This is a genomic window from Pseudoxanthomonas sp. LjRoot127 (assembly GCF_964253495.1).
In the GTDB taxonomy this organism is placed as follows: domain Bacteria; phylum Pseudomonadota; class Gammaproteobacteria; order Xanthomonadales; family Xanthomonadaceae; genus Pseudoxanthomonas_A.
Genome location: NZ_CAXUQR020000001.1, coordinates 1,792,983 through 1,810,337 on the forward strand (window position 1 = coordinate 1,792,983; position 17,355 = coordinate 1,810,337).

The 17,355-nt window shown below is 58.3% G+C and carries 12 protein-coding genes; 10 read left to right on the plus strand and 2 right to left on the minus strand.

Features of this window, described 5'->3' with window-relative positions; genetic code table 11:
* Positions 1 to 205: 205 nt before the first annotated feature.
* The 10 genes from ACSQ19_RS08395 to ACSQ19_RS08440 all read left to right on the plus strand — a co-directional run bounded on the left by ACSQ19_RS08395 (position 206) and on the right by ACSQ19_RS08440 (position 16,121).
* On the plus strand, positions 206 to 2,617 hold the full coding sequence (locus ACSQ19_RS08395; protein WP_435996237.1) for an integrase catalytic domain-containing protein: 2,412 nt from the start codon (positions 206 to 208) through the stop codon (positions 2,615 to 2,617).
* Positions 2,618 to 2,701: 84 nt separating this feature from the next.
* Positions 2,702 to 3,607, plus strand: coding sequence for an AAA family ATPase (locus ACSQ19_RS08400; RefSeq protein ID WP_435996239.1), 906 nt, complete (start codon positions 2,702 to 2,704; stop codon positions 3,605 to 3,607).
* A 545-nt stretch (positions 3,608 to 4,152) separates the two neighbouring features.
* On the plus strand, positions 4,153 to 4,923 hold the full coding sequence (locus ACSQ19_RS08405; protein ID WP_435996241.1) for a hypothetical protein: 771 nt from the start codon (positions 4,153 to 4,155) through the stop codon (positions 4,921 to 4,923).
* Positions 4,924 to 5,243: 320 nt separating this feature from the next.
* The gene (locus tag ACSQ19_RS08410) at positions 5,244 to 9,233 is read left to right on the plus strand and encodes a CHC2 zinc finger domain-containing protein (RefSeq protein WP_436040777.1); all 3,990 of its coding nucleotides are present in this window, start codon (positions 5,244 to 5,246) and stop codon (positions 9,231 to 9,233) included.
* Between the two features lie 16 nt (positions 9,234 to 9,249).
* The gene (locus tag ACSQ19_RS08415; RefSeq protein WP_435996245.1) at positions 9,250 to 12,540 is read left to right on the plus strand and encodes a hypothetical protein; all 3,291 of its coding nucleotides are present in this window, start codon (positions 9,250 to 9,252) and stop codon (positions 12,538 to 12,540) included.
* 551 nt (positions 12,541 to 13,091) lie between these two features.
* Positions 13,092 to 13,367, plus strand: coding sequence for a formaldehyde-responsive transcriptional repressor FrmR (gene frmR, locus ACSQ19_RS08420; protein ID WP_296281395.1), 276 nt, complete (start codon positions 13,092 to 13,094; stop codon positions 13,365 to 13,367).
* A 101-nt stretch (positions 13,368 to 13,468) separates the two neighbouring features.
* Entirely contained in the window at positions 13,469 to 14,578 is a 1,110-nt protein-coding gene (locus tag ACSQ19_RS08425) for an S-(hydroxymethyl)glutathione dehydrogenase/class III alcohol dehydrogenase (protein ID WP_435996247.1), read from the plus strand.
* Positions 14,579 to 14,591: 13 nt separating this feature from the next.
* Positions 14,592 to 14,927, plus strand: a complete 336-nt coding sequence (locus ACSQ19_RS08430; protein WP_436040779.1) for a DUF3658 domain-containing protein — start codon at positions 14,592 to 14,594, stop codon at positions 14,925 to 14,927.
* A gap of 7 nt (positions 14,928 to 14,934) precedes the next feature.
* The gene (fghA, locus tag ACSQ19_RS08435) at positions 14,935 to 15,765 is read left to right on the plus strand and encodes an S-formylglutathione hydrolase (RefSeq protein WP_436000911.1); all 831 of its coding nucleotides are present in this window, start codon (positions 14,935 to 14,937) and stop codon (positions 15,763 to 15,765) included.
* Entirely contained in the window at positions 15,762 to 16,121 is a 360-nt protein-coding gene (locus ACSQ19_RS08440; RefSeq protein WP_435996249.1) for a putative quinol monooxygenase, read from the plus strand. The genes fghA and ACSQ19_RS08440 overlap by 4 nt, the downstream gene beginning before the upstream one ends.
* Before the next feature lie 188 nt (positions 16,122 to 16,309).
* Here the strand turns inward: ACSQ19_RS08440 and ACSQ19_RS08445 are convergent, their stop codons facing one another.
* Positions 16,310 to 16,987 carry an ATP-binding protein gene (locus ACSQ19_RS08445; RefSeq protein WP_435996251.1) on the minus strand — a complete coding sequence of 226 codons (678 nt, stop codon included), beginning with the start codon at positions 16,985 to 16,987 and terminating at the stop codon, positions 16,310 to 16,312.
* Positions 16,987 to 17,331 carry a hypothetical protein gene (locus ACSQ19_RS08450; RefSeq protein WP_296281399.1) on the minus strand — a complete coding sequence of 115 codons (345 nt, stop codon included), beginning with the start codon at positions 17,329 to 17,331 and terminating at the stop codon, positions 16,987 to 16,989. Before ACSQ19_RS08450 ends, ACSQ19_RS08445 begins: the two co-directional genes overlap by 1 nt.
* Between the last annotated feature and the right edge of the window lie 24 nt (positions 17,332 to 17,355).

Genomic DNA, 17,355 nt, shown 5'->3' on the forward strand with positions numbered 1-17,355 from the left:
CAGGAGGATAGCGTGGATACGAGCTGAGACACCCCGTCGGCGGGGAAAAAGAAAGCCCGCAAGGCTGGCACCGAGCAGGCTCTCCGATTTCGCAAACAATCGCTAAGTCCGAAATCTCCCCCTTATTAAACGCCCTGTCAAGCGCTTCCGGCGCCTGGCACGGGCGCCCTATGCCCTAAGCCGGCTAGCCCGGTGGGAGGTCGTTGTGGACAAGATGGAGATTGGTGGACCAGATGAGCAGACGCGCCGCGGCATCTACGCCGCTGCGGGGCTGTCGTACGAGAACATCCGACGCGTGGAGGAAGCAATCAAAGGGTCGGGCCAGAGACGCGTAGGCGCTGGCGCGTTGACCAACGTCGTAACGAGATTTGACTCCTTAAAGAACGGTAGTCCGAGAACGCTCGAAAGCCACACGTGTGAGCTCCCGTGTGCGTATGAACTCGAGCTAGACCCAGAGGTCCTTGGCTACTACGCACAGGTGCTATGTGTCGAGGTAATCAGGGAGAGGTCCGATGGACGATTGCACGTAAGCTCGGCTCACATCGACTTCCTAGTGCTCAGAAGGTCGTCAGTCGAGCTCGTTGAGTGCAAGCAGGAAGAATGGCTTCATAAGAAGATCGGCGAGGGGCATCCCGACTGGTCCGAAGTAGAGGGAGCATGGACGTGCAAACCCTACGAAGAGTGGGCGAAAGCACGAGGTATCGCGTTCAAAGTCTGGGTGGGGCCGAAACATCCGGCTATCTATCTGAAGAACTTGACCGCAATCTACGATGCCAAACGCTTGCCATACACGGACTATGAGGCCCGGGCCTGTGAGACGGCGGCCCATCTCATTGAGAGGCGGCCTCAAAGTATCGCTGACCTTCAGAATGCTTCAGCTGGCTTCACTGGCAGGGTCGCGCTCCTGATGCTGGCGCAGGGCTACGCATTCGGGCCGTGCAGGTCAGTCTCTATTAGCAATCAGTCGAAATTCTATCTTTTTCCGACGTTGAGCCAAGCTGAGATTTATGCAAACGCAGTTGCCGCTGAAGTATCGGACCGACTCAAGCCGCTTGGCGAGCTTGGCGATGAAACACTGACTGCATCAAGGACTGATCTGGAGAAAGCTAGGCTCCGCCTGGAGAGGGTTGATCGGTACATCAATGGGCTGGATCTTGCGCCGACCAAGCTTGTGAAGCGGCTTGCGAAGGTTGTTCGGCAGGCGAGGAGCGCGGGAAAGTCAGCCCTTGCTGTATGTCTAACCAGGTATCACGCCTCTGGCAATAAGACTCCGAGGCTGCCCGACCAGTACGTCGTGCTCAGGGTGAAGATTGTCGAAGAGTATTGGAACAGAGGGCGGGTCAGTTGCCAAAGAGACGCATGCCACATCTACGCCAGCGAGTGTGAGCGGCTTGGTATTCCAGTTGCCGGCCTCACGGCGCTGGTGAAAGCAATAAGGGAGCAGAACCCACAGCGACATGCACTCACGTCTGGGGGTATGCGCTCATTTCAGCGTGTCCGAAGGAACACGGACCCTAGGTACACGTCCGCAGCCCCACTGGGCTACGGTGAGATCGCCCATATCGATTCCACGCCGATCGATATGAGAATGGTCGACGGGTCGACCGGCGAAATACTGCTTCTCTGCGCTACCTTCTACATCGCGATAGATGGCTCATCTGGCTACCCTCTCGCATTCGTCTTGATCTTTGGTCCTTCCAGAACGGAGGGCTTAGCGATTCTGATGCGGCAGATCGTACGCCGGCATGGCTTCCTTCCGAGAACTATCCACGTCGATCGCGGCCCGGAGAATACGTCGAAGTGGATGGAAAGGTTCTGCGAGGGAACGATCTCCGTACGCTATTCGCCAACCGCTGGCAGCGCATGGAACCAGTTCGCCGAGTCGGCCAACAACTATGCAAACACTCAGGTGTCGCACCGTCTATTCGGAAGCACTCTTCCTGACAGAAGAGGTAGAGCGGTGGACGGGAAGCACAAGAGCCATAAGACGGCGAGGATGACCTTTATTGAGGTGAACGAGCTCATCGAGAAATTTGTTTATGAGGATATGCCTCACTCTCCAGGCGGGGACAACCTTTCACCCATTGAGCGGCGGCAAGCGATCCTGGACCAATTCGGCTGCATGGGTGCAAAGCGAGAGCTCGATGATGCATTCCTGCTCGCTACCGCTATTCCCTTGGGAAGGGCAATCAAGCTGACTGACCGGGGCTCGGTCAGAATCGAAGAGGGGGTCTATACAAGTATGGAGCTCCAAGCCGAGATAAAGGGGCGTCGCAAAGTTGAGGAGGCTCGTATCGACTGCGAGGACCCGGCAATTCTCTACGTTAGGATCGGTGGCCGCTGGTTAAAAGCCTTCCATCGACGCGTCCAGAGTGTGGCGAGCGAGGATCGCTTAGAGAGGATCTTTGATATGTGCTACGCACCGACCGCGCGTAGGCTAAGCCGGGAGGTTAAGAGGCTACTTCGGAAGCAGCTCCACGACAGAATCGAGCAAGCCAAGACGAACAGTTTGGCTAAGGTTGATGATGCGATCCGTCCGAAGAAGACAAAAACGGAAAAGAAGGAAAAGACACGTAAGCCCGATTTGGAAGGCCCTCTGTTTGACAGTGAGGGCTGAGACATGGCGCTTACACTCCATCCGCACTATGTTGGCCCAAGAAGGCGGCTTGTCGCGGCGATGGACGGTCTTAGGCCGGGCCGTATGATATTCATCGTCGGTCCCAGTGGTGTCGGCAAGACCACGCTTCGCCATTCTGTTATGCGGGAAGTCTATGGACACCCAAGGAACTGGCCGAAAGGCAAGATCCCCGCTATCGAATGTAACGCACGACTTCAAACGGAATCCTATTTCAGCTCTTTCTCCCTTGCGAAGTCCTTGCTTAGGCAATTGCGTGTTCCCACAGTGCGGTGGTTTGAAATTGACGGAAAGTCGACCCTTCCGCCGGATGTGCTGAAAGGGCTGGAGGCGGCAGGAGACTGGTGGAGTGCCAGGGAAGGTCGAAAGCTAACCGAGTCGGACACATGGGATTGTGTCGAACAGATGCTTCGAGCAAGAGCATGCAACGTAATATCAATTGACCAAGCGAACTCTTTTCTGAAGAATCGGGCGAACAAGCGGCCGACTGATCACACGCTGCATCTGATGGCGTTTGCAGAGGATGCCAACGTAAGCTTCGTCATGACCGGCGTCCCGGAAGTAGTGAAGATGTGGTCTATTCACTCTGAGCTGCGGCGCCGAGTAGATATCATCTGGGTGCCGCCATACAGTGAGAGAAGGCCAGAGGACAGACAAGCCTTCGCGACGCTGATCCGCTCGAGAGCCTCTCACTACAAGGGCTGCGACGTGCGAGCGTTGCTGCGCTCCGATGCGGAAGTGCTTGCAGCGACCGGGGGCGTTATCGGAGAACTAGACAAGCTTCTAGAGCGTGCGGCGATGCTCGCTTCGGAAGAGGGTGGCGGAGGAATAGGGTGGTCCCATGTAGAGCGCTCGATTTGCTCGCAGAGCGACCTCGAAACCATTTGGAACGACATCCACATGTTTGAGAAGGCTATGGCCGCTGGTTCGGTTGCTGCCCGGTCATCTCAGATCAAGGAGCTATGGGAGTGAAGAGTCCAGTGCTAGGAAACTCTTGGACGCCACTACCTCCCATTGAGCTTCATGGCCTCGGCACGAGTGCCGTTGAGTCGCTCGATCATTACTTGGCGAGGCTCGTATGGACTGTCGGGACTCGGGCGTGCGATATCTTGGAGGGCTGGCATGTCAGCGGCATGCCCCCTGTCTCGGCGATATGTGGCCCAGGGTATGTGTACTTGTCATCCATAGCTGATCTCAAGAGAGTCACCGGCGTCGAGAGTTTGCATTGCGGCACCGTATACAACCTGGGGAGGGTCACTGAGCGGGGACTAAGGGGCTTAGCTCAAAGAGAAAGACGCTGGTGTCCTTTGTGTTTGAACGACTGGAATCACGAAACCTCTTATGAAATGTTGGCATGGCATTTTCATCTTGTGACCCGCTGTCCGTTGCATGACTGCATTCTCCGTGGAAGGTGCCAGAGGTGCGGCCGCCCGCAGCGTAGAAGGACCTCGTACGCACTGAGACGACACTGTTTTCACTGCGGAGCGTCGCTAGGCGGGAAAGGAGAATGGTCAAAGATGTCGTCAGAACAAGCCTGGGCGAATTCGCAAATGCTCGACATCTTGGAGTTTTGCGGCGACCCGAACTCAGCGAGATTGGACGATTCGTCATTCACGATGCTGGCATCGACAGTCCTGACGGGAGTTCTTTTGGCCGATGATGCATCTGAGAAAGCTCGGCAAGTGGTTGCCAAGGTGGCAACTTCAACAAACGCGCCATCGCTCGACTTCGAGCTCCTACTTAATCTGTGTGCGCTGCAGGGTGTCGGGCTACGTGAAGCTCTCCATGATCCGCTAGGAGGCTCATCTAAACCTTTTCTGTCGATGTGGGAGACCTTCCGGCCTATTGATCTAAGGATTGATAGCAGGAAGATTCGCTCGCAGGTCTTCGAAACCCTCCTCAGCGAGCTTATAGAGTCCCCAAACAGTCGGCCGTTGCCCTCCCTGTGGCTTCTAGCCCAGGAGCTAGGGTTGAGCGAACATGCTGAAGCTCGCTATCGAACTGTCAACTGGCGGCGCTATGGTCTTTCCTGCCTTGCAAGGTCTGGGAGCAAGGAGGTACAGCAGCGTGTCGATGCGGCCTTTGCAAAGGTCTCACGGCTGGCCATCGTGGAAGTGCGCTTGACGGCCAACTTGCGGACACGCCAAAGATTTGTGCGCGAAGCCATTGACGATAAGAAGCTCAGTCGGGACCTGAAGCTCGCGATCGTGGATTCCTACTGGGAGATTAGGAAGCGATGCCATGCAATGTTGGGTATGGATATTCCTCCTGCTCGCGGTAAAGCCTAGGCAGCGCAGCGGAGTGGATGGCGCCCGTCCGTGTGCAGGCTCATGCAGCGGCGCTGAGCTCATAAGGAGCATGGCGGCTTCCGACCCGGATCCGCTTGCTGTAGCGGATACGGACGCAACAGAGCTAGGCCCTTCGGCTACTCGCGTGTCGACATGACGCCTGTCTCGAGTAGTCAAAGGGGGATTTCCCCCGAGCCCATGTCCTCGTCTGAAACTGATGGCATCCAGTGTGATGCAACGGTCTGATGTCGAGCCCAGCGATAGTCTCACGTTGCCATGAGACCACGTAGATATGAAGCCTCCCACCGTGATCACGATGATTGATATGGTTCTACCTCCAGGGAGGATTAGTTGGTGGCTGGGGGTCACCAGTCCTCAAGGCCTGGGCCGGGGACGATATGAATTCAACGCGTGATGTACTCGACTCGCTTGAGATCGACGAAGTCGCTACTGCGCTCGGGATGCATCTCCAAAGGAGCAAAAGGGGAGAAAGCAAAGCAATTTGCCCCTTTCATGCTGACAAGGAGCCCTCCCTAGTCATCTATTCCGATCGCTCCGCCGGCAAGCAGCACTTTCATTGTTACGCGTGCGGCGAGCACGGAGACGCTATCGATCTAGTCAAAGGCGTTCTGAAGATCGACTTCAAAGCGGCCCTTGAATGGCTCGGTTCGCGATACAAGCTGCCTGCTTCGCAGCCGGCCAAGTCGAGCATCAAGGCTCCAAGTTCGAATGGCCTCGCGTTGGCTCTCGACATATACAGAAGAAATGCGAACGGGATCGGACTCGCAGAGTGGCTAGCGGCTAGGGGCATAGATTCGGCAACAGCCGCAAGCGCGGAGCTCGTTCTCGCGCCAAACAACACTCTTTCTAATTTTGTCGGCGAACTCGCTGGGGACGAAGCGCGCGAAGTCTCTAGCAACCTTGCCGACCATAATCTGATCAGGCGTCTCCTGCCCACTCTCGGTTCCTCTTACAACCTGCGTTTAGAAAGAGGATATCGCTACTCTGACTACTTCCCCGGTGAAAGAGTAGTGATACCTATCAGAGATCTTGGCGGCACCCTAGTAGGACTCGCAGCAAGAGCAGCTGATGCAACGCCGGCGAAGGAAAGCCCTAAGTACATGCTTAATAAGGGGCTGCAGAAGGCCTCACATCTTTACAACGGCCATCTCGCCTTCGCTCGACTGCGGAGCAAAGCATCAGATACTGACGAGAATCTTCACCTCTTTGTTTGTGAAGGCTTTTTCGATTCGTTGAGACTAAGCACCTTCGGCATCCCGGCGGTTGCGGTGATGGGGAGCTCGCTCAGTTACGAGCAGGCAAAAATAATCCGGTCGCTCGCATCAGAAGTTGGTGCGGAGAGGCTCGTAGTTAACGTCCTGATGGATGATGACGAGTCCGGTCTAAGGGGGGCATCCCAGTCGATCAAACAACTTCTCGAGCTGGGGTTGCGAACAGAATTCTCCTTTCCTTATGAAATTGAGGGAGGCAACCCTTCCTGCAAGGATCCGGACTGTCTACTCAGAGGGCAAGATCAAGATGTTGCGCAGTCTCTGCTTAGGGAGGCGGCGCTACCACCGGCCACCGCAGTTCTTGCCGCAGAGTACGGCGCCAATGCGAGGGCCCTAATCGACAATGGCTCTTGGAGTAGCGCGCCTCTTTCAAGGAGGATTCTTGCACTAGAACGCGCCACGGGCGCTTTGCGCAGGCTGGTGGCCGGAGCCGATCGAGCGCTCCCTGATTGGATTAGCCAACCACATCCTCAGCGGGGCAGAGCAACTGATGCTTTGGGCGACTGGTTGGCCTACGTTGAGAGCACGAGGAAGCCTGCCGAAGCTAGCTCAGGTCCCTTCAGTTCGAATGAGGACGCCAAACTAAATCACGCACGCCTGTTGGCATACAAAGGGTCGCGGCGCGGTGAGCTGCCCTGCGACGAACCGCGCTGGGAGCGACTAGACCAAGCAGCAACGATGTTCAATATCGCGTTGAAGGAACGTCTTGCTTCGCCCTTCTTGGGTGATATGCCTCCTTACGATGCGGTGTGGGTGCCGCGATCATTTGGGAAAGAAGAGCCCCGTCTGAAGGTAATGCCGCCATGCGAGGTCCTCACAATTCAGCAGTACATCCTCAATGAAATTCTGTCCGAGCGACTCGACGCGCTTAGTGCCGGCAGCAAGCCATTCAGTCACTGCGTGCCAGCCGTACGCTACTACCGTGAAAGTGACAAGGTCTGTACGACAGGCTTAGGGGCCGGCCCTGACTCTGACAGTCTAGAGGTTCCACTGAGTTACGCTTATCAGATTGATATGGAGGTCGTGGAAGGAAGGCAGCCGGCGACTGATCAGGGCATGTTCCGTCCCTTCAGTGATTGCTGGAAACATTTCGTTCGATCGATCAACGAGCAATCTGAGAAGATTGGGTTTGTGTATACGGAGCGGCTTGACGCCGTTCGATACTACGACAGGATAAGGCGATACGTTGCTCGCGACGCGCTTCTCCCTAAGCTGTCGCAAGCGCTCGGTACCATTCCTAACGGTTCGTCAAACTTCTGCCAACTGTTGAGCTATGGAAGAGGGTGCGGAGGAAGGGATGACGCGTCGACTGTGCTTGACTATCTGACGTCTTCGCTATTTGGCTACACGTACCAGCGGCCCGACAACGGAGAGGCGGAGTCGGCTTCGGACAACATGGGTATTCCCCAGGGACCGGTAACATCGGCATGGTTCGGTTCCATAGCGTTGTTCCCGGTTGATGAGGTCGCGTTAGAGCTAAAGCAGCGCTACAACGTCGAAGGAAACACGAGAATTGGTTACGCGCGATATGTAGACGACATAGTGCTGCTCGCAGACTCGGCGCAGCTCCTCGAAGAGTTCAAGCGCCAAGTAGTTCTGGCTGCCGGAAGGCTTGACTTGATTCTTGTTGCGAAAGCTCAAGCAATTCCACCAATGTCTTCCAGCCAGTTCGCACAGTTCATCACATCAGGGCGAGCAATGGCTGTGTCGGGGCCGGCATGGGAGCCCACACTAGTCGGTGATGGCGATTCAGGCTGGGAGCCATGGGTTGCACTGCCTGACACCGATAGGCAGTCGGCGCTCCAGATCCTCTCCGATTGGACTCTCTACAGTTCAGATGTCCCGACGATTCTCCGTGCTGTACGCACGGCGTTTCTTGCGCCAGACATTCGCGCAAGCGAGCTCGCAAAAGGGGCACGTCTAATTTGGTACGCCGTAGCAATGTCTCTAACCGAGACTGAAAGAGAGGCCACGGCTACGTTCGGCGAAGCCCTCGATCTCTTCGACGGTTATTGGGAGCAGTGTTGCAGCGGCGCAACATGGATCTTGGATCCAAATAGGAATCCATGGGAGCTGCCCTTGGCATTCGCTGTCGAGGGTCTAGACAAGGTTCTCGACACTAGCTCTTATCCTCTCTCGATGTTGAACGCGCAGGAGAACTATGAGCGACGAGCCAGGCTTGCAGTTCTAGCGGAAATAGCGAGAAAACCCGACTTCCCGCAAGTAGTAAGTAGTAGATCGCGTTCGCTGGCTCATCAGGTGGGTAGGCGACTTGAACTAATACTGTGGAAGGCTAAAAAAGGAGCGAAAAGCACTTCTAATGTGGTGAGCCAAGCAGAGCTGGCAAGGACACCGGGCACATGGAATTCATTCGAATGGATGCATCTAGCTGTCGATCAACTTCAGAGGCCGAGGCTTGATGGACGCGATCCGCTGGAGCCTCTGCGCGAACCTATCAATGTAGCTGAGAAGCGAGCTGCCGATCGTGGAGAGGCTGGCTCCTTCAGCGTGGTTCGACAGTTGCTCCCAGATCTCACCTCATCCCAGGCGTCGGATTCAGAATACTCGTCTATAGCATTGCAGACGATAGTCTCAGTCGTGCCCCGCTCGGAGTTGGTGAGGATTCTATCTCGACGGGCCCACCTGCTTGGGGATGCGGAGGATGGTCTACTTCTGCTGCCACCTCTCCCCGGCATTGATCAACAGCGTCTGATTGCTTGCACTAGCGCAGATGCTGTGGTGCACATGGCACTGGTCGATGAAATTAGGGCTTACGAGCCTGTGGAGTTAGGAGATCAATCAGATCCACTGTTGCTTGGTGCTCAGGAAGGTCATCCCGGTAAGTGGGATCTGCCGTGGGTAAAGAGTTCCAGAGGCAGCTTAGACGTGAGAGTGGCAGCGGTCTCGGACATGAAGTTTCGTGCGCTGAGGACGCCGCGTTACTCAATGAGGGGCACGCCAAAGGAGGTTGCGCGTCTGTTCAGAGCGATAGTTCGTGTGGCCAATAAGAGAAGCTAACGAATCCCAAGAACTCGTGCCATCGTGGGCATTCATCGCAACCAGTGAAGATGACAAGCTGATCATCCTTAACGAAGGGGTGCCGGCGGCTCAGCTTACGAACAAAGCTTTCGTTCGAAACGGAGAACGAGGCCTGAGAACCGTCGAGGTTCCAATATACGAAGCTCGTCTTTGGCGGGCTGGTATTGCTGTCTCCGACTACTATGGCTACATCGAAGACCTTGGGAAGTACGGCGAAACCGATGACCCTCCCTTGGACGGCGCAGCTCTTTCTGACATCAGCGCCTATGTGATTCGCTGTCAACTTCGAAAGCTCAGGGGTGAATACGCCAACTCCACGACTAGTCGCAGAATCGAAGGGGCGGACCAACTTCCTGTATCTGTTGAGCGATCGCTTAAGTTCCTTGAGTCCTTCCCCGAAGGAGGAGGCGACGAACAGAATCGACAGCAGATCTCAGCGCTTCTAGCAAACGAGGCGGATCTTGCGGCGATGCGGATCCGGTACACCTACCAACCTGCTGAGTTGTTACCAACCGAATTTCTCCGGCGTCTTGCCGATAGAGTGGTTGGTCGATTGCCCGGTGAAGTAGGTCAGATGCTCGGACTCGGGAGTAGGCGGACTGGCTTGCGCTCTGACCTTAGTGCTTTGCTTCCGCTTGTTGAGGTAATACATGACATGTCGCCTGGTGGCGACGATCTTGGCGCAAGCTACGCTTGGCGAATGCTTCAGGCGGGCATGGTGAGCTCTGCCATCGCGGTTGCATTTCAAGGCATCGCCATTTCTCTCAGGGCTCAAGGTGAGTTCTTCATCCCTGGGATGGAGGTTCCGAGCGTGGAGGTGGACCTTGGAGGGCCCGAATTCACCCCTAGCACAGCCGCTGCACCGCCTGCCGCCGAGGTCGGGCGTGGCCTGTCCTCTATCGTTCGAGGTGTCTACTTAAGATCCGTCGTGGCGGCGCAGAGCGAAGATCCAAGAATCTGTGTTGAGACGGATACGATTGGGCGCTTATCTGAACTGATCACAGTTCTCGAAAGGGCGGATCAATGCGAGGAAGAAGGGGATTGGCCGTTCCTCGACATTGGTTTGGGAACCGTTGAACTGTTGACTATGGATCTTCTTGAGAGAGCCATCGAGCTGGTCTCTACTCTCGATTCGCAACTGCAGTTCGCTAACATTCGGGTCGTCAGTCCGACTTACGGATATGACGCGCAAGGAAAGAGATTTCGCGACCACAGGGATCAAGAATGGGAGATCCAAACGTGGATGATTGGACAGTATCCACCCGATAGGAAAATTGAAGAGATTGTCAGCGGTGGCAAGGTGCTTAAGGCTTGGACAGAGACCGTCGATCTTAGGTCTAGGCGACTGGTGTCTATTTCCGTTGCGGGTCGAGCCTTAGCAAAACTTAGTCAACCGCAAGATGCTGGGCAGGCTACTTCGAGTTCGCCTAGCACTGAGATCAAGCAAGTTAGAGAGAGTAGATATTCTGTGGATGAGGTCCATGAGGATCTTAATCGGGATTCTATTGATGATGGAGCTTCTGACGGTAGGGGGATACATCATGAGGCTCCAAAGTCTGATGACGACCCTGGAGTGCGTCGCTCGGTTCGTGAAGGCCAGCGCGACAACTGGCAGCAACGAAAGGATCTCAAGAATCCTGCTCACGTTCGAGTAGCCATTTTGCAGTCCGAGCAGGAGCTGTCCTATTTTCATCCGATGATGGAGGTTCACGCGCGCAGCTGGCCGCTCAATGAAGGTGCGGCAGAAGCGATTACGGAAGCTTGCAAGAGGGAGCTTCCGAAATGGAACGAGCTTGATCTAGCAAGCTCAGCGCGTGGCCTTGAGCACAAATGGAATCGTGAGGGCGAGCTGTTCCCAAGCTGGCACGAGCACCGTCGACAGCGAATGCTGAAGCGTGCCATCGAAGCGTGCGAGGCACTTGGTGTTGATATTCTGATGTTGCCAGAGTACTCGGTGCGTCAGAAGACGGTGGAATGGATCCAGGATGAGCTCAAAGGAAAGAACTTGTCAGTTCTCGCGGGAACCTACAAGAACTTCGAACATTTCCCACAGGAGAAGGCGCTCCAGGCTATTCTCACTTTACTGTGGCCGGTGGTAGACATTCCTTCGAGTGCAAGCACACACAAGGATACTTCTAGGTCCGATGTATCCGGCCAGGTGTTGGTCCTCTCTCGGCCGAAGAAGTACAGATCTGTGGGTCTTAGCGAACACATTCGGCCCAGCAATGATGCTCTTTCACCATTGTTTAAGCCGGGCCAGCTGGTTTCGCGCATCGCTGAGCATGGAAATGTACTTACGGTGGAGCAGGTCAATGCACTCCTTACCGACAAGCCGCTCCCTCTAAAGCATTTCGCGGAGCTAGTCTGCTCAGAAATCTTTGCGCTGACGAGTCCGTTGAACTTTAGGCACATCCAAGATGACTACGGCGCCTTCTGTAAGAAGTTTGGCTTTGCTGCTAGTGAAACTGCAGTTCGCGATGATGTCTTCAATTTAGGTGAATTGCTGGCTGCTGGCGCACGTGGAGCTTCATCTGATAGGCGTTCTGTCTTGATGGTTCCAGCGGCGACCACACGTACCGCCGACTATTGGTTGGCAGGCCAGGCAAGTCTCTTGGCAGGAGGAACGACAACGGTCTTCTGCAATGGAACGGGCGCGCACCTACTCAAAGGTGGCAGCTGCTTTATCGGCCGTGCGAGCTGGTCGCGCGAACACAGCGAGGCAGGGTACATACCGACATGCACTCCCTATCACGGCTGGTCAAAGGGAATCTTCTACAACAACAGCTCGGACGCTTTGAGTGAAAAGGACCAGGCTGTGGTGGTGGCCGATATTGATCCATACAACATGATAGAGGGCAAGCCGCGACCTCAAATGCTTCCGGTGCCGTTACAGCTCGTCGCGTACTTGCCCATTGTGGAGGTAGTGGACAGTCATGACATAAAGACGCCGGTGTGTTCGTCCTTGGGTGTTGCTACGACAAAGGTCAAGGGGGGTGTCAATCTTGAGTCGCGCCGCGTCCACGAGTCCAAGAAATTCTGGAGCTTGGTCATGGATGTGTCGAAAGGAAGTCGTTACAAAGACTTTGCGAAGTGCTTCTCTGATCCGGCCGCCGTGACTGCGAGAATCGAAGCGTTCAAGAGTGATGCCGATCAGTTACCTCATGCAGGTACGCTCGCCAGTGGTTTATGGGCGTCGCCGGCTCTCTACGACTGGTTAGATGTGGATCTGACCTTAAGGCACGATGAACAGTTGCCAGAAATTAGTGTGCCGTCATGGATAAGGTGAGGCCTCCGGTGAGGTTGGTTGATCACGTCGCTGATGCTCTTTCGGCCAGAAGCGGTCGCCTGGCGTACGCCTGAATCGATCCGGCCCAAGAAGTAGACTTCTTGACTGAACGTTTGGGCGGTGTTCTTGCGATGACTGCTCGCCCTCATCTAGGCAAAACGTAGAGCGTCCCGGCCGTGGTGGTCACCACACCACGGCCAGTCCCTAAAGCTGACTCGGTGATGACGTGCGAGAGGTTGCCGCAGAGCTTCGCCACAAGTTCGCCCTTCCTGCCGTTTTTCGTTGAGCGCTGCTCAACGATTGGTGGACCGTATTTCAAGGGTAACTCCACCATCGGTAGTCAGCCTCAACCGTCCCGTAGCTGCCAGCCCCCTGCTATGCCGGCTCTAGAGCCACACCTGCCAATGGTCGTGGACCATAGGTTGGCCGCCCCGGATTGACCATAGTTGGGCCCTCTGGTCGCAACTATGGTCTTCCGTTCAGCCGGCTTGCCACCTTGGCCCGACGGACGGCCCGGCTTATACTCCCCCCCACTATAGGCTGCCATCGCCATGCCGCATTCGCCCGCCGACAAGAAGAAAGCGCTCACGCGCGTCAAGCGCATCCGCGGCCAGCTGGATGCGCTGGAGCGCGCGCTGGAGGAGGGTGCCGACTGCGCGCCGGTCCTGCAGCAGCTCGCGGCGGTGCGCGGTGCGGTCAACGGACTGATGTCCGAAATCCTGGAAAGCCACCTGCGCGAGGAATTCGCGCATCCCGCGTCGACGCCCGAACAGCGCGGGGCCGGCATCGATGCCGCCGTCGCGCTGGTGCGGTCCTATCTGAAGTAGGAGCGGGACATGCCCGCGATGCTCCTCGGCCAAGGTCGGGAAACGCATCGCGGGCATGGCCCGCTCCTGTAAAAAATCCCCCCTCTCGCAGGAGACTGACCATGAAATCCCGTGCCGCCGTCGCCTTCGCCGCAGGCGAACCGCTGAAGATCGTCGAGATCGACGTCGCCCCGCCGCAGAAGGGCGAAGTGCTGGTGAAGATCACCCACACCGGCGTCTGCCACACCGATGCGTTCACGCTGTCGGGCGAGGATCCGGAGGGACTGTTTCCCGTCGTGCTGGGCCATGAAGGTGCCGGCATCGTGGTCGAGGTCGGCGAAGGCGTCACCAGCGTCAAGCCGGGCGACCACGTCATCCCGCTCTACACCGCCGAGTGCGGCGAGTGCCTGTTCTGCAAGAGCGGCAAGACCAACCTGTGCACGTCGGTGCGGGCGACGCAGGGCAAGGGCGTGATGCCGGACGGCACCTCACGCTTCTCCTATGAAGGCCAGCCGCTGTACCACTACATGGGCTGCTCGACCTTCAGCGAATACACGGTCGTCGCCGAGGTTTCGCTGGCCAAGATCAATCCCGACGCGAACCCGGAGCACGTCTGCCTGCTCGGCTGCGGCGTCACCACCGGCATCGGCGCCGTGCACAACACGGCCAAGGTGCAGGAAGGCGATTCGGTGGCCGTGTTCGGCCTGGGCGGCATCGGCCTCGCCGTGATCCAGGGCGCGCGCCAGGCCAAGGCCGGCCGCATCATCGCCATCGACACCAACCCTTCCAAGTTCGAGATGGCGACGCAGTTCGGTGCTACCGATTGCATCAACCCGAAGGACTTCGACAAGCCGATCCAACAGGTCGTCGTCGAGATGACGGGCTGGGGCGTCGACCATTCGTTCGAGTGCATCGGCAACGTCAACGTCATGCGCGCCGCGCTGGAGTGCGCGCACCGCGGCTGGGGCCAGAGCGTCATCATCGGCGTGGCAGGTGCAGGTCAGGAAATCAGCACGCGCCCGTTCCAGCTGGTGACCGGCCGCAAGTGGATGGGCACCGCCTTCGGCGGCGTGAAGGGTCGTTCGCAGTTGCCCGGCATGGTCGAGGATGCGATGAAGGGCGATATCGAACTCGCGCCATTCGTGACCCACACCATGCCGCTGGACGGGATCAACGAGGCCTTCGACCTGATGCATGAGGGCAAGTCCATCCGCAGCGTGGTGCACTACTGAGATGACGATGTCCTTGCAGAAGACGACCCTGGACGCCATGCCGGACGCGACGATGGACGACTCCTTCGATCATGATGCGCGCGATGCGATCGCGCGCCTCGGCGAGCACGACCTGCAGAACATCGACCGGGCGATCCTTTCGTCGCTGGGTCGGGACTGGAAGAAAGCGGGGTTCATCACCGCAGGCGTCATGATCGCGGCTCCGGACGAGTACGAGGATCTGCCGGAGATGTTCTACGCATCCAGGATCCGCGCACTCGCCGAGGCATCGCGCATCGAGACGAAAGGCGATGCGCTTGCATTGAAGACCTTCGAGATCCGTCTCGCACCCGCAAAGGACGTGGCCTGACATGACGATCCAGCGCATTGAGCACCGCGCCTGCTTCGGCGGCTGGCAGGACGTCTACGAACACGCATCCCGCACCCTCGGTTGCACGATGCGCTTCGCCGTCTACCTGCCCCCGCAGGCGGGAACGCAGAAGCTGCCGGTGCTGTACTGGCTGTCCGGCCTGACCTGCACCGAGCAGAACTTCATCACCAAGGCCGGTGCGCAGCGCTACGCCGCCGAGCACGGCGTGATCCTGGTCGCGCCGGATACCAGTCCACGGGGCGACGACGTCGCCGATGCCGACGGCTATGACCTCGGCAAGGGCGCTGGCTTCTACGTCAATGCCACGCAGGCCCCGTGGGCAGCGCACTACCGCATGTACGACTACGTGGTCCACGAGGTGCCAGCGCTCATCGAAGCGAATTTCCCGGCCACCGATGCGCGCGCGATCAGCGGACACTCGATGGGCGGGCACGGTGCGTTGACCGTCGCACTGAAGAATCCCGGCCGCTACCGCAGCGTGTCCGCATTCTCGCCGATCGTCGCGCCGTCGCAGGTACCGTGGGGCGAAAAGGCGTTCGGCGCCTATCTCGGCAGCGACCGCGATGCGTGGAAGCACTACGATGCCGTCGCACTGATCCGCGATGCCTCCGAACGCTTGCCGCTGCTGGTCGACCAGGGCGATGCGGACGAATTCCTGAATGTCCAGTTGAAGCCCGAGCTGCTGCAGGCCGCCGCCGACGCCGCAGGCCATCCGCTGACGCTGCGCCTGCAACCCGGCTACGACCACAGCTATTACTTCATCGCCAGCTTCATCGGCGACCACGTCGCGCACCACGCCAAGGCCCTGCACCGATGAGCCTCGATCACGCTGCCACCCCCTCCGCGCCGCTGGTGTTCTACGTCCGCCTGCGCGTGAAGCCGGAGCGCGTCGACGAGTGGCTGCACGCGGTGCACGCCATCGTCGATGCGATGTCCAAGGAAGACACCTTCCTGTCGTGCGATCTGCATCGCGATGCGAACGACCCGACACTGTTCACCCTGTACGAGCGCTGGGCCGAGCCCGACGTGGCCACGTTCCTCGCGCGCCAGGACAGGCCCTACCGTCGCGACTACGAGGCCCGCTTGCCCGAGTTGCTGCAGGGTCCGCGGGAACCGCAGGTGCTGGTGCCGCTGGCTCGCTGGCCATCGACCGCCCGGAGTGAAAGCGCGTAGCCGGTGGGACAGGACATCGCATCGGCGCGGATGCGATGCGTGTAAGCCGCGGGGCGGAACCAGGCTCACCGTCCCATGGTCCCTCGGTCACCGTGATGGTGAAGACGTGCCCACGCCGTGACGGACCGTAGCGTGCGCCGTGCGCGAGAATGCCTGGGCATCATCGACCGGCATGCGGGTGGCGCACGCTACAGGTGGTAGTCGGTGAAGGCGAAGCGCCCGTCACGCAGTTCGGTATCGCCCTGGGCCAGGAGGAGCGGCGCGTCGAACATCGGACCGGCCGAGACGCAGGTGTGGAATTCGCCGTTCTCCCCGCAGGGATCGATGCCGGTCGGCAGCGCGTCAAGCAATGCACGGTCGAAGGCATGGCCGGCGAAGCGTGAATCCAGTTGCTGCGTGTCCACGCAGCACAGGTCGGCGCGCATACCGCCGTCGATCATCTGCCTCGCCAGCGCGCCGGTATCCGCACCGAACAGCGGCGTCAGCACGTCCCAGCCGATCTTGCCCAGCATCTGCACGCGGTACGCGCGGATGTCGTCCAGGAACAGGTCGCCGAACGCCATCGTGCGCAGGCCGGGCCAGCGTTGCGCAGCGTCCGCCAGCGCAGCGGCCATCGCGCGCGCGTAGTCTTCGTTCGTGCACCGTGCGGGAATCATCGCTTCGATCAGCGGCAGGCCGCTCGCCCGCGCCTGCGCGTGCAGGACGGTGCGACGGATCCCTTGCATGGAGACTCGCTGGTCATGGTCCGTCAGCGTGGTCAGCAGCCCGACGACGTCCACGTCATCGCGCTGGCGCAGGACGTGCAGGGTCCAGGCTGCATCCTTGCCGCCACTCCAGGCGAGCAGTATCGGGAGGCGTTCGGCCATCAGGCCGCGGATACGTCGCGCAACTCCCAGGCGCTTCCCGCCAGCAGGCGCAGGCGGTGCTTCAGCACCTGTCCGGGAATGGACGAGGTGGCGACCAGCAGGATGCTCAGGTCGTCCTGTTGGCCACGGACGGTCGCGCCGTCGTCGACCACGCCCAGGCCGGGATCGACTTCATCGGGCTCTTCCTGGCGCGCGCGCCAGCGCTCGAACAGGCTGCTGGTACGCAGCGCGTGCTGCAGTTGCGCGGCGAATTCGTCCGCACCGTGCGCATCGAAACTGAAAGCCGGATCGCCGCCGCGTGCGCGGCCGGGATCGGGCAGGCTGATGTAGTAACGAACGGCCATGGCACCCCCGGTAGAAACCTGGGG